At 68.5% G+C, this 12,526-nt stretch carries 16 protein-coding genes; 7 read left to right on the forward strand and 9 right to left on the reverse strand.

The window, feature by feature from the left end; genetic code table 11:
* Positions 1–4 precede the first annotated feature (4 nt).
* From O5I81_RS03750 to O5I81_RS03765, 4 genes are all read left to right on the forward strand, one after another.
* Positions 5–466 carry a copper chaperone PCu(A)C gene (locus O5I81_RS03750; RefSeq protein WP_271067605.1) on the forward strand — a complete coding sequence of 154 codons (462 nt, stop codon included), beginning with the start codon at positions 5–7 and terminating at the stop codon, positions 464–466.
* 388 nt (positions 467–854) lie between these two features.
* A complete protein-coding gene (locus O5I81_RS03755) occupies positions 855–1,292 on the forward strand; it encodes a MarR family winged helix-turn-helix transcriptional regulator (RefSeq protein WP_271067606.1) in 438 nt (145 codons plus the stop codon).
* Between the two features lies 1 nt (position 1,293).
* Positions 1,294–1,791 (forward strand): SRPBCC family protein, encoded by a 498-nt coding sequence (locus O5I81_RS03760; protein ID WP_271067607.1) that lies wholly within the window; start codon positions 1,294–1,296, stop codon positions 1,789–1,791.
* A 59-nt stretch (positions 1,792–1,850) separates the two neighbouring features.
* Entirely contained in the window at positions 1,851–3,497 is a 1,647-nt protein-coding gene (locus O5I81_RS03765) for an AMP-binding protein (protein ID WP_271067608.1), read from the forward strand.
* A gap of 186 nt (positions 3,498–3,683) precedes the next feature.
* Here the strand turns inward: O5I81_RS03765 and O5I81_RS03770 are convergent, their stop codons facing one another.
* The 5 genes from O5I81_RS03770 to O5I81_RS03790 all read right to left on the reverse strand — a co-directional run bounded on the left by O5I81_RS03770 (position 3,684) and on the right by O5I81_RS03790 (position 6,851).
* Entirely contained in the window at positions 3,684–4,217 is a 534-nt protein-coding gene (locus O5I81_RS03770) for an NUDIX domain-containing protein (protein ID WP_271067609.1), read from the reverse strand.
* The gene (locus tag O5I81_RS03775) at positions 4,151–5,053 is read right to left on the reverse strand and encodes an SDR family oxidoreductase (RefSeq protein WP_271067610.1); all 903 of its coding nucleotides are present in this window, start codon (positions 5,051–5,053) and stop codon (positions 4,151–4,153) included. The genes O5I81_RS03770 and O5I81_RS03775 overlap by 67 nt, the downstream gene beginning before the upstream one ends.
* 85 nt (positions 5,054–5,138) lie before the next feature.
* Positions 5,139–5,738, reverse strand: coding sequence for a DUF1190 domain-containing protein (locus tag O5I81_RS03780; protein WP_271067611.1), 600 nt, complete (start codon positions 5,736–5,738; stop codon positions 5,139–5,141).
* Positions 5,739–5,750: 12 nt separating this feature from the next.
* Positions 5,751–6,167, reverse strand: a complete 417-nt coding sequence (locus tag O5I81_RS03785) for a DUF350 domain-containing protein (protein ID WP_271067612.1) — start codon at positions 6,165–6,167, stop codon at positions 5,751–5,753.
* A gap of 36 nt (positions 6,168–6,203) precedes the next feature.
* The gene (locus tag O5I81_RS03790) at positions 6,204–6,851 is read right to left on the reverse strand and encodes a DUF2491 family protein (RefSeq protein WP_271067613.1); all 648 of its coding nucleotides are present in this window, start codon (positions 6,849–6,851) and stop codon (positions 6,204–6,206) included.
* 391 nt (positions 6,852–7,242) lie between these two features.
* Here O5I81_RS03790 and O5I81_RS03795 point away from each other — a divergent pair, with 391 nt between their 5' ends.
* The 3 genes from O5I81_RS03795 to O5I81_RS03805 are packed head-to-tail and all read left to right on the forward strand — an operon-like array spanning position 7,243 to position 9,631.
* Positions 7,243–7,692, forward strand: a complete 450-nt coding sequence (locus O5I81_RS03795) for a DUF2170 family protein (RefSeq protein WP_271067614.1) — start codon at positions 7,243–7,245, stop codon at positions 7,690–7,692.
* A 12-nt stretch (positions 7,693–7,704) separates the two neighbouring features.
* Complete coding sequence (locus O5I81_RS03800) at positions 7,705–8,469, forward strand: PspA/IM30 family protein (protein WP_271067615.1); 765 nt, start codon at positions 7,705–7,707, stop codon at positions 8,467–8,469.
* A gap of 1 nt (position 8,470) precedes the next feature.
* Positions 8,471–9,631, forward strand: a complete 1,161-nt coding sequence (locus O5I81_RS03805; protein WP_271067616.1) for a glutathionylspermidine synthase family protein — start codon at positions 8,471–8,473, stop codon at positions 9,629–9,631.
* Positions 9,632–9,844: 213 nt separating this feature from the next.
* Here the strand turns inward: O5I81_RS03805 and O5I81_RS03810 are convergent, their stop codons facing one another.
* The 4 genes from O5I81_RS03810 to O5I81_RS03825 all read right to left on the reverse strand — a co-directional run bounded on the left by O5I81_RS03810 (position 9,845) and on the right by O5I81_RS03825 (position 12,507).
* Entirely contained in the window at positions 9,845–10,447 is a 603-nt protein-coding gene (locus O5I81_RS03810; protein ID WP_271067617.1) for a 2-hydroxychromene-2-carboxylate isomerase, read from the reverse strand.
* A complete protein-coding gene (locus O5I81_RS03815) occupies positions 10,447–11,181 on the reverse strand; it encodes an SDR family NAD(P)-dependent oxidoreductase (RefSeq protein WP_271067618.1) in 735 nt (244 codons plus the stop codon). The genes O5I81_RS03810 and O5I81_RS03815 overlap by 1 nt, the downstream gene beginning before the upstream one ends.
* A 64-nt stretch (positions 11,182–11,245) precedes the next feature.
* Positions 11,246–11,659, reverse strand: a complete 414-nt coding sequence (locus tag O5I81_RS03820) for a hypothetical protein (RefSeq protein WP_271067619.1) — start codon at positions 11,657–11,659, stop codon at positions 11,246–11,248.
* The gene (locus tag O5I81_RS03825) at positions 11,659–12,507 is read right to left on the reverse strand and encodes a TIGR02587 family membrane protein (RefSeq protein ID WP_271067620.1); all 849 of its coding nucleotides are present in this window, start codon (positions 12,505–12,507) and stop codon (positions 11,659–11,661) included. Before O5I81_RS03825 ends, O5I81_RS03820 begins: the two co-directional genes overlap by 1 nt.
* Positions 12,508–12,526: the final 19 nt, after the last annotated feature.

Here is a 12,526-nt window from a genome sequence, read left to right on the forward strand (position 1 = left end):
AACCATGATCCGCCGCACCCTGATCCTCGCCGCCGCCGCCTCCCTGCTGGCCACCGGCGCCTTTGCCGCCAAGGCCGGAGCCATCGATATCTCCGGCGCCTGGTCGCGCCCGGCCCCGGCCGGCGGCAACGGGGTCGGCTATGTGGTGCTGGCCAACGGCGGCAAGGCCGACCGGCTGGTTTCCGCCTCGACGCCGGTCGCCGGCCGGGTCGAGATCCACGAGAGCATGGTGATGGGCGGCAAGGCGATGATGCATCCCCGCCCGCGCGGCATCGACCTGCCGGCCGGCAAGACCGTCGCCCTCAAGCCCGAAAGCTACCACCTGATGCTGATCGGGCTGAAGAAGCCGCTGAAGGTCGGGGAGACGGTGGCGGTGACGCTGAAGTTCGAGAAGGCGGGATCGGTGACCGTGCCCTTCGACGTGCGGGCCGGCGGGCCGGCGCCGACGGCGATGAGCCACCACTAGGGCCGGTCGATCTTCGGCTCCGGGCGAGTCTCCTTCCTGGCGGGCCTATCGAAGCGGCCCACTATTATACCGCGCTTCCCGGCGGCAAGGGCCGGCGCGGCGCTCTGGCCGTTGAAATCATTGGCGGAACTGTGCCCGGGCTGTTGGTCGAGGCGCGGCCGATGTGGGCCAGAGCGTAGTCGGACGGTAGGTCGCCTGTTGCCGGATGTGGGCCAGTTTGTGAGCGACGGACCCACATCGGCGGGTTTTGCGACGATCGTCGCAACGCCCGGCTCAACGAAGCCCAAAACGAATATGTCTAGACATATTCATCCGTTCGCGAACCCCCGGGCCGATGGATCGAATCCTTCGTTTTGACGAACGATGTCGTCCGGTCCAGCTTCGCCGCATGGACCCCGACGTCTTCGCCATCCTGCGCGCCTATCCGCAGATCTACTTCGCCTGCCACGAGGAGCATCGCACCCGTGAGCGCTCGGCCCATGGCCTGACCGGCCGCGAGGCGGGGGTGCTGAGCCATATCGATGTCGCCGAGGGCATCGGGGCGGGGGAGCTGGCGCGGCATCTGGGGGTGGCGGCCTCGTCGCTGTCGGCGACGCTCAAGCGGCTGGCCGGGCTCGGGCTGATCGAGGACGCGCCGTCGGACGACGCGCGCCGGCGGCGGGTGCGGCTGACCGGGGCGGGCCGGGCGGCGCTGGCCGAGGATTCGGTGCTGGACGCCGGCCGGGTGGCCGGGGTGCTGGCCCTGCTGGGGCCGGCGGATCGGGCGCGGGCCGTCGAGGGGCTGGCGCTGCTGGCGAAGGCGGCGCGGCGGTATCGGGAGGGGTGAGATGGTTCTGAAGATCGTTCTGGGACTGATCGGGGTTCTGGCGCTCCTGGTTGGCGGCGTGCTGCTGACCGCCGCCTTGCTGCCGCGCGAGCATCTGGCGACGGGCGAGACGCTGATCGAGGCGCCGCCGGAGGTCGTGGCTGCCCGCATCGCCGATCCGGCCGGCTATCCCGCCTGGCGCAAGGGCGTGCTCATCGATCAGGTCCGGCGCGAGGGCGAACGGGTGCTGTGGCGGGAAACCAGCCAGGGCGACAAGGTCGACTACGCCCTCGATGTCGAGGCGCCGGGCCGGCGCTGGCGCACAACGATCCTGACCGAGGGACTGCCGTACGGCGGTTACTGGCTGATCGAACTGACGCCGGAGGGGGCCGGCGCCAGGGTGCGGGTCAGCGAGCACGGCTTCGTCGACAACCTCGCCTTCCGGGCGCTGGGCCGCTTCGTGTTCGGCTTCGACAGCAGCCTGAAGACCTGGCTGGCCGATCTCGCTTCGGCGCGTTGACAGGACCTAGGGGAAGCCTCCTAACTCTCCTCAAAACAAGTGTTTGAGGGAGTGACGACATGGCCGGCTGGACCTTCGCGGACGTGTGGGAAGAGATCGCCGCGGCGACTCCGGAGCGGCCGGCCCAGATCCAGGGCGACCGGGTGGTCAGCTGGCGCGGCTTCGACCGGCGGGCCAACGCCCTGGCGGCGCATTTCGTCGGCAAGGGCCTGGGCCACCAGGCCAAGGTGGCCGCCTTCCTCTACAATGCGCCGGAGTATCTCGAGACCTATTACGCGGCCTTCAAGGCGGGCCTGGCGCCGGTCAACACCAACTACCGGTATGAGCCGGAAGAGCTGTTCTACCTGTTCGACAACGCCGACACCGAGGCGATCGTCTTCCACGCCGGGTTCGCCGACAAGCTGGCGGTCATCAAGGACCGGTTGCCGGGCGTGAAGGCCTGGGTGGCGGTGGCCGAGCCGGGAGCGGCGATCCCGGACTGGGCCGACGAGTACGAGAGCGTCGTCGCGGCCGGCGCCGACCGCTTCGTCGCGCCCTGGGGCCGCTCGGGCGACGACCTGCTGCTGCTCTACACCGGCGGCACCACCGGTATGCCCAAGGGGGTGATGTGGCGCCAGGACGACCTGTTCCAGGTGCTGGGCGCGGGCGGCAACGTCGCGGCCGGCATCCCGCCGCTGGAAAACGCCGCCGAGGCGGCGGTGCGGGTGACCAGTGGCAAGGCCGGCGACATCGTCCTGCCGCCGCCATCCGTGGTGGTGGTGGCCTGTCCGCTGATGCACGGCACGGCCCAGTTCGGCAGCTTCGGGGCCATGACCGGCGGCGGCTGCATCGTCAGCCTGCCGTCCAGGCGGTTCGATCCGGTCGAGCTGTGGAACGAGGTCGAGCGGACCGGGGCCAACAGCGTCTCGATCGTCGGCATGGCCTTCGCGGCGCCGATGCTGGATGCGCTGAACGCCAGTCCGGGACGCTGGGACCTGTCGAAGGTGCAGCGGCTGGGCTCCTCGGGGACGGTGTGGTCCTTCGAGAACAAGCAGGCGCTGCTCGGCCATCTGCCGGAAGGCTGCGTGATCTTCGATTCGCTGGGCTCGTCGGAGGCGGTGGGCCTGGGCGGTTCGCAGTCGGTGAAGGGGGCGGAGGCCGGGACGGCGCAGTTCCTGGTCGGGCCCAATTCGGCGGTGTTCAAGGAGGACGGCACGCGGGTCGAGCCCGGCTCCGGCGAGCGCGGGCTGGTGGCGGTCGGCGGCTTCATTCCGGTCGGCTACTACAAGGACCCCGAGAAGTCGGCCAAGACCTTCCGCGAGTATGAGGGCCGGCGCTGGTCGCTGCCGGGCGACTTCGCCGAGGTCAACGCCGACGGGACGATGAAGCTGCTCGGACGCGGCTCGCAGGTGATCAATACCGGCGGCGAGAAGGTCTTCCCCGAGGAGGTCGAGGAGGCGCTGAAGCTGCACCCGGACGTCAGGGACGCCGTGGTGGTGGGGATTCCGGACCCGCGGTTCGGGGAGAAGATCTGCGCCATGGTCGATGTGCGGGAGGGGGTGGCGCTGACCCTGGCCGATTTCACCGCCCACCTGAAGGGCAGGCTGGCCGACTACAAGGCGCCGCGGGCCTTGGTCCTGGCCCCCGTGGTGCGGGCCCCGAACGGCAAGGTCGACTACAAGGGGGTGCGGGCCGAGGCGCTCGAGGCGCTGGGGGTGAAGTCCTAAACCCCGGCGACGCAGTCGCCGTCCCTCCCCGAATTGGGGAGGGCAGGCGCGAAGCGCCGGGTGGGGAAGTGGGTCACCGGCCCCACCAGTCAGGCTTCTCAGCGCTTCGTCTTCAAGGTCTCGGACCGACTTCCCCACCCGACGCGCGTAACCGCGCGTCTGCCCTCCCCAATTCGGGGAGGGAGGTTATTCGCCGATCATCCGGGGTTCGGTCGGGATATCCCCCGCCAGCAGCGGCCGCAGATGCCCGGCCAGCCCGCCGGGATAGATCGGCTCGTCGCTCACCGCGATCTCATCGACCGACCACCAGCGCATGCCCTTCACGACCCGCCGTTCGAGGTCGGTCCATCCGTGGTCGGACAACTCCTCGTGCGCCACCCGGACGATGAAGTAGCTCTCGACCAGCCGGCGGGGTTCGTCCTCGACCAGCATGTCGTGCTGCCGGCGCCAGACCACGGGGCCGAAGTCGGCCTCCGCATGTCCCGTCTCTTCCAGCAGCTCGCGCCGGGCCGCCTCGATCAGGCTCTCGCCCTCATCGACGCCACCGCCGACCGTGCACCAGCCGGCAGAGCGGCCGTCATCGAAGTTCAGCAGCAACAGCCGGTCGGCCGGCGACAGCAGCACCAGCCGGACCGTCAGCCGTTCCCTGGGGATCAGACCGTGCGCTTGGCCCGGTCCTTCTCGTTGGTCGCCCGGATGGCCGCCGTCGCCTGGGCCCATTGCTCGTCACCCCATTCGGTCATGCGCGCGAAGTTGCCGCCGGTGGCGTTGTAGGCGGCGCCGTCGATGGCGATGGTCTGGCCGTTCACATAGGTCGACAGCGGGTGCAACAGATAGACCGCCAGGTTGGCCAGTTCGCGCATCTCGCCGACGCGGCCGAGCGGGTTGCCCTTCATGTCGCCATAGGCGCTCTCGCCGGGGTTCAGGCGGGCGCTCATGCCCTCGGTCGGGAAGGGGCCGGGGGCGATGGCGTTGAAGCGGATGCCCTTGGGGCCCCATTCGACAGCCAGGGACTGGGTCATGACGTTCAGGCCCGCCTTGGACATGGCGCTGGGCACCGTGAACGGACCGCCGTTCCACACCCAGGTGGTCAGGATGGAGATGACCGAGGCGGAGAGCCCGTCCTTGATCCAGCGCTTGCCGCAGGCCTGGGTTACGAAGAAGCTGCCCCGGAAAACGATGTTGGAAATGGCGTCGAAGCCGCGCGGCGAGAGGTCTTCCGTGCGGCTGATGAAGTTGCCGGCGGCGTTGTTGACCAGGCCGGTCAGCGGGCCGTCGGCCCAGATGGTCTCGACCATCTCCTCAATGGCTTCCGGCACGCGGATGTCGCAGGCGATGCCGGTGACCTTGCCGCCATCCGGATGGGCGGCCATCAGTTCCTGGGCGGTTTCCTCAAGGATGCCGCCGCGCCGGCCGCAGATGTAGACGTCGGCCCCCAGCATCATGCAGCCCTCGGCCATCACCTTGCCGAGGCCCGTGCCGCCCCCGGTGATGAGGATGCGTTGGCCCTTCATCAGGCCCGGGCGGTACATCAGGTCGTCGGCGGCGAAGGTCATGGCGTGTCTCCCTTTTGTGGGAGAAAGGGGAGGGGCTGACCCAAGGTCGGTCAACCCCTCTTTCCGTGAACGTCAGGCGTGAACGTCAGCCGCCCCGGCTGCCGCCATAGGAGCGGCTGCCGCCGCCGAAGCCGCCGCGGGAGACCACGGTGCTGCGGCTCTGCACCCGGGCCGGGGCGTTGCGGATCGCCGCCGGCGGGTCGAGGCCCTGACGGCCGACGCTGGTGCGGCCGGTGGCGTAGTCGTGGTTCACCCGGCCGCCCCAGCCGGTGTAGTAGTCGCCGCCGCGCCGGTAGAGGCCGGTGCCGCGATAGCCGCCGCCGTCCAGCATCCGGCCGATGATGAAGCCGGTCAGCAGGGGGGTGAAGAAGCTGCCGCCGCCGGCCTGGCTGCGCGGCACGCACTGGCCCTCGCCATAGACGTCCTCGCAGGTCTTCTGTTCGGCGTACTTGGGAGCGTTGGCGTCGTCCTTGAGGGCGGCGGCGTAGCCCTTGTCGCACTCCTCGTCGCTGACCTTGTTCTCGGCCTTGCACTGGTCGAGGCTGGCGTAGGCGAAGGCCTCGACCGGGTCCTTGTTGAGCTGGGCCTCGGCCTGCGAGACGTTGGGGGTCCCGTCGCAGGCCCCGATGCTCAGCGAGGCGCCGCACATCAGGCTGGTCAGGGTCAGGGATCGGGATCGCATCATGGCCGGGCGCCCCTATGAGGTCATGCTGGCGGCGTTGATCAGGCCGACCGCGATGTTGATGCTGGCCAGGTAGACGGCGGTGGCCATCTCGCCGGCCTCGATGCGGGCCTTGACGTCCTTCAGGAAGATCACCCGCACGATGGTGAAGGCGACGATCTGGATGACGCCGGCCAGCGCGCCCCAGGCCAGCAGCTCAGGCAGGCTGGTGGTGTGGGTCAGGGCCGAGGCCAGGGCCAGGACGTAGCCGATCAGGGCCCCGCCGAGCGCCACGGCGGCGGCGACGTTGCCCTGCCGGATGAGGTCCGTCTCCTTGTAGGGCGTCACCCACTGGTAGAGGACCTTGAAGATCAGAGCCAGGACCCCGGCCACGGCGAAGGCGACCAGGAAATACTGGGCGCCGACGCCGAAGGTGAAGAAGTCGAAGTACATTGCGGGTTTCCTCCCGTTGGAAGTCGAGACGGCCGGTCAGGCCGAGAATTCACCGAAGGCCAGCGGTACGCCGACCATGATCTCGTGGGTCAGCTCGCCGCCCTTTTCCGGCTCCATGGCGATGGCCAGCAGCAGTTCGCGGCCCTCGCCGCCGAGGTCGCGGGCGTAGAGCATGCAGGTCTGGTAGATGCGGGCGTAGGGCGCAAGGGCGGCGCGGTCGTCCCAGATGTCTTCCCAGAAGCTGACCGGCGCCTGGCGGCCCTCGTCCTCGCTGAACCAGTAGCGCTGGAAGGGCGGCAGGTCGTTCTCCAGCCAGACCGGATCCTGCAGCCGGTCGTTCCACAGCCGCTTTTCCTGGCCGCTGGCCGGATATTCGCTGCGCCAGGGGGCGAACAGGGTGAAGTCGTTGGCGTCGCTGCCGTCGCGCTCGTCGCTGACCGCCTGGAACAGCAGATGATCGTCCGTATAGAAGCGATGCACATAGCCGCCGGCGTCGAGTTTGATCAGGCCCTGGGCGGTGATCTCCAGGGTGTCGCGGTCCATCTTGAAGCTGGCTTCCGCGCCGAGGCGCCGCCAGGCCAGCGGATCGAGGCGAATCGTGCGGCCGACGGTGACGTTGCGCACAACGGCCAGATGGTCGGCGGGGCCGGCCTCGTCCTTGCGGCCAAACAGCTTGCCGAACATCAGCGGACCCTCACGCACACGTCTACGTTACGGAGTCTGGCGCCCGCCGTTCGACAACGCAATGTTTGCGAAGATGCGCAAAACCGTCGTGACGGTTCGATATCCACCGGGCGGCGCCTCCTTGCGCCATGGCCCCATACGACGCCCTCCAAAGCCCCTTGTCAAGCGTTCATGGTACGCATACCTTGAACGCATGCCCAGTGCTCCAACCCGAGCGGACAAAGCCGTCACCCGGACCCGCGAATGGCGCGAGGCCCGCAAGCGCGCGGGATTCGTGAAGATGGAGGTCTGGGCGCCGGCGGCTTGCAAGGCGGACATTCAGAACGCCGTGCGCGCCATCGTGATAGACTCCAGCAGCGCCCCAGGCGGCGCATCGAAAGGCAGCCGGCCCATGGATCAGGTGATCGACACGGCGTGGACGATCCACGCGCTCAAGCGGGAGCTGGACTACAGCGCCCTGGTCCGTGAGGGCGAACTCAAGGCCCAGGTGATCGAGGGCGCCGATCCGGTGCTGCTGGTCACCATGTGCGAATACGGCGACCTGCCCATCTATGTCAGCGCCGGTCCCGAACAGATCGTCGTCTCGGTCGTGCTGTGGCCGGTCGAGGAGCAGGAGGATCGCGAGGAGTTCAACGTCTTCCTGCTGAAGGCCCAGAAGCTGGTGCCGCTGTCGAACTTCGGCATCACCACCATCGACGACCGCGACTATTACGAGCTGTTCGGCGAGATCGCCGCCAAGACCAGCCTGCAGACCATCCTCATCGAGCTGCGCACCCTTGCCGAGAACGCCATCGACGCGGCCTCGGACCTGCGCGACAGCTTCAAAGCCGCCAAGCGCTAGGAGAAGACCCCCATGTCCATCTGGAACAAATTCTCCGCCCTCTTCCGCGGCACGGCCCATGAGGGCGCGCAGAAGGTGATCGACGCCAACGCCCTGCGCATCCTCGACCAGGAAATCCGCGACGCCGACACCGCCCAGGCCAAGGCCCGGGACGACATGGCCGGCCTCGTCGCCCGCCGTCGCATGCTGGAGACCGAAGGCAATCAACTGGCCCAGCAGGCCCAGAAGTACGAAGCCTCGGCCCGCGCCGCCATGGCCAAGGGCGACCAGGCCCTGGCCCTCGAGGTCGCCCAGCGCATCGCCGACCTCGAGCGCGACGCCACCCAGAAGTCCGAACAGGTGGCGCAGCTGCGCGCCGCCGAGGACAAGCTGCGCACCATCATCGGCCAGACCGACACCAAGATCGAAGCCCTGCGCCGCGAAATCGAAGTGGTGAAGGTCAACGACAGCGTCCAGCGCGCCCAGTCGGCGATTGTCGCCCGCAGCGGCAGCGCCAGCTCGACGGTCGGCTCGGCCGCCGACAGCCTCAAGCGCATCAAGGAGCGCCAGGCGATCAACGAGGAGAAGTTCCGCGCCGCCGGCGAACTGGAAGACCGCCGCACCGGCGCCGACCTCGACGCCAAGCTGCGCAACGCCGGCATCATGCCGGGCGACAGCAACGCCCATGAGGTGCTGGAACGGCTGATGGCGCCCAAGGAAGAGGCCCTGAAGCTGGAGGCCCCGCGCCTGCAGATCGAGGCCCCCGACAAGGTCCCCGCCCGGAAGGACGAGCAATAGCTTGATCCGTCATCAGGTCCAGCCGCGCTGGAACTGGAAGGAGGAAGCCGAACGTGTCGGCTTCACCTTCCACCACATGGAAGGTCAGGCGTATTGGGACGAAAGCGCCTGGTACGGCTTTACCCTCGCCCAGGCCGAGGAGATCGAGACGGCGTCGGAGACCCTGCACGCCATGTGCCTCGATTTCGTCGGCGAGGCGGTGAAGAGCGAGCGGATCATGGAGCGGCTCGCCATCCCCGAGGCGCACCGCGACTATGTGGCCGAGACCTGGACGCGCGGCGATCCCAGCCTCTACGGCCGGTTCGACTTCGCCTACGACGGCAAGGGCCCGCCGAAGCTCTACGAATACAACGCCGACACCCCGACCAGCATCTTCGAGACGGCGGTGTTCCAGTGGCTGTGGCTTGAGGCGCGGATCAAGGACGGGACGCTGCCGGCCGGCAGCGATCAGTTCAACAGCCTGTTCGAGAAGCTGCGCGACCGTTTCGGGGCCATCTTCCCGAACGGCGGCTACGTGCATTTCTCCAGCGACCCCGACCATGTCGAGGACCGCCAGACGGTGAAATTCCTCGAGGACCTGGCCGTGCAGGCAGGGCTGACGCCGAAGTTCGTCTCGATCCACGACATCGGGCTGGACGCCGACGGCCGCTTCGTCGACGAGCAGAACGACATCATCCAGGCGGTGTTCAAGCTCTACCCCTGGGAGATGATGCTGCGCGAGGACTACGCCGACAACGTCGCCGCCTCGAAGACGCAGTTCCTGGAGCCGGCCTGGAAGAGCCTGCTGTCGAACAAGGGCCTGCTGCCGATGCTGTGGGAGCGCCATGGGGGCCATCCCAACCTGCTGGAGACCTGGTTCGAGGACGATCCGGGCGCGGCGGCTCTGGGCGACAGCTATGTGCGCAAGCCGCTGTTTTCCCGCGAGGGGGCCAACATCGAACTCGTCGAGAACGGGGTTTCCGAGCCGGTCTTCGACCAGGGCTACGGCGCCGAGGGCTGGATCCGCCAGGCGCTGCACAAGCCGCCGAAGGTGGACGGGAACTACCCGATCATCGGGGCCTGGATCGTCGGCGAGGAAGCCGCCGGCATGGCGATCCGCGAGGACAGCGGGCCGGTGACCAAGAACCTCAGCCGCTTCCTGCCGCACGCGATCGTGGACTGACGGATCGACGAGGCGAGCGACTCCAACAAGCTCTCCCCCCGCGAAGTGGGGGGAGGACCGCTTTGGAGCGCCAGCGACAAAGCAGGAGGGGGGAACCCTGTGTCAGGAGGAACCTCCCTACCGCCGGTGGGGCCCGCCTCCTGATTTCTCGCTAAGGCTCGAAATCTGTCCTCCTCCCGCTTCGCGGGGGGAGAGTTTGAGTCTGACGCCCGCCTAACCGGCCAACTCTTCCTCGACCTGGCCCAGCCGTTCCTTGCCGAAGAAGATCTCGTCCCCGACGAAGAAGGTCGGGATGCCGAAGGCGCCGCGGTCGGCGGCGGCGGTGGTGTTGCTCATCAGGATGCCTTTGGCCTCGTCGCTCTGGGCCCGGGCCATCAGGGCGGCGGCGTCGAGGCCGGCGCCCTCCAGGACCTTGGCCACCACCTCGGGATCGCCCATATTCTGGCCGTCTTCCCACATGGCCTTCAGCACCACCTGCATGTAGCGCTCGCCGACGCCTTCCAGGCCGGCGGCGACGAAGGTGCGCATGATCAGCAGGGTATTGATCGGGAAGTGCGGGTTCATGCGGAACTTCGTCAGGCCGTGTCTGGCGACGAACCGCCGGCTTTCCAGCATCTCGTAGTCCATCTTGCCCTTGATGCCCCCGAAGGCGGTGAAGGGGGCCTGGTTGCCGGTGGCCTTGAACAGGCCGCCCAGCAGGCAGGGTATGACGTTGAGGGTGGCGCCGGTGCGCTCCAGGATGCCCGGGATGACCATCGCGGCCATGTAGGCGTTGGGGCTGGCGAAATCGAAGATGAAGTCCAACTTTTTGGCCATTACCAGGTCTCCGTCCAGGGGCGCAGGTCGATCTCGAAGGTCCAGGCCGAGCGGCCCTGGTTGTGCAGCCAGACATAGTTGCGGGCGATCTCGTCGGGGTCGAGGATTTCGCCGCGCGCCAGCCGTTCATCGGCGTCGGGCATGCGCTCGCGGGTGAAGACGCCGTCGATGCTGCCGTCGCAGATAATGTGGGCGATGTGAATGCCCTGCGGCCCCAGCTCGCGGGCCATGCTCTGGGCCAGGGCGCGCAGGGCGTGCTTGGCGCCGGCGAAGGCGGAAAAACCCTCGCGGCCGCGCACGCTGGCCGTGGCCCCGGTGAAGAGGATGCTGCCGCGTCCGCGCGGGACCATGACGCGGGCCGCCTCGCGCCCGGTGAGGAAGCCGGCCAGGGCCGCCATCTCCCAGACCTTGGAATAGACCCGGGTGGTGGTGTCGCGGATGTTGAAGTGGACGTTGGCCCCGATGTTGAAGACGACCACCTCGAGCGGGCCGATGTCCTTTTCGATGCGGTCGAAGAGGGCGGTCATCTCGGCCTCGTCGCGGGCGTCGACGCCCATGGCGTGGGCCTCGCCGCCGGCGGCGCGAATCTCTTCGGCCAGGGATTCGAGCTGATCCAGGTTGCGCGGGCGGCGGGTCATCACCACCGCCATGCCTTCGGCCGCGAAGGCCTTGGCGATGGAGCCGCCGACACCGATGCCGGCGCCGACGACGAGACAGACCTTGCGGTCGGACATGGGAGGGTCTCCGAGAAGCGGCGGGTAAGTTCTGTTTAAAAACTTACGCTGTCAACCACCGCCGTCAGGGTTCGGTGTAGCCCCTGGCGCGCAGGGACAGCCGGCCGCCGCGCGGGTCGGCGGTGAAGAACAGTCCGCCGCGCCGCCGGGACTGGTCGGGCACATAGTCGAAGCTGGCCTCGGCGGTCTCCGGCGGCTGGCCGGGCAGGGTCAGTTCGCCTTCGACGGCGACCTGGGCGGCCGGCGAGCCGCCGCTGTTGATGGCCTCGATCTCGACCAGCCAGCCGCCTTTCACCGCATGGATCTCGCGGGTCTCGACGGTGACGGCGGGCGGCGAAGTGTCGCCGAACACCGCCTCATGGCCGATGACCGCCAAGGTCATCAGCACCAGCACCAGGCCGACCGCCCCCGCGATCCACTCCAGCAGCGGCGTGCCGTGGGCGCCGGGATTGGCTTTGGCGGTGGGTTTGCGGGCCATCAGATCACCAGCCGGGCGGTGGCGGCCCCGAGGCCGGCGGGAAAGGCGAGGACGACGGTCATCTGGGCGATCTCATGCGGGTTGGTCCCCTGCAGTCGACCGAAGGCCCACAGGCAGTAGAGGCTGATCAGAAGGGCGATGCCGTAGCCGGGCAGGGTGGAGACCAGGACCGTTCGCAGGAGGCTGCGGTCGCCGCGCCGCTCGGACTGGCCGGGAAAGCCCAGGCCGAAGACGAAGCCCTGCAGCAGCAGCAGCGTCGCCGCCGCCAGCAGGAGGGCGTGCCAGGGGCTCATCATGTAGGCGATGAGGATCATCTCCTCGGTCGGGGCGACGCTGAAGGCCAGGAAGATGGCCCCGACCAACATCAGGAACAGGCGGCCAAGATAGCCGATGTGTTCCTTCCGGCGCACGCCGCCGTCCTCGCCCTTGCCGCCGAACTGCTTGCCGGCGACCAGGGCCCCGATGCTGGCGGGGATGGCGCAGACGGCCAGCTTGCCGATCACCTCGCCAAAGGTCATGCCGCCGCCGATCTGGCCGAGCAGCAGCAGGGCGACGAGGGAGACCACCATGCCGACCGCGAAGGCGGCGAGGGCGTCGAGCACCTCGTCGAGCAGGCGAAAGGTCGGCTCGAAGCCGGCGTAGTAGCTGAGGCCCAGCAGCATCGGCGCGGCCGAGCCGATGAAGACCAGCAGCCGCCAGCGGTCCATTGAATGGCCCAGCTGCCACATCTCCATGGTCATCAGCAGCGGGAAGGCGAACAGCAGCGCCCCGCCGGCCGCGCGGGCCAGGCTGGTCAGGTAGTCGAGATTGGCCGGCGCCGACATCAGGGCGCTTGCAGGTTTGGCCATCAGCCCTCCGTGCTGCTCA

This window comes from Caulobacter sp. NIBR1757 (genome assembly GCF_027912495.1).
GTDB lineage: Bacteria > Pseudomonadota > Alphaproteobacteria > Caulobacterales > Caulobacteraceae > Caulobacter.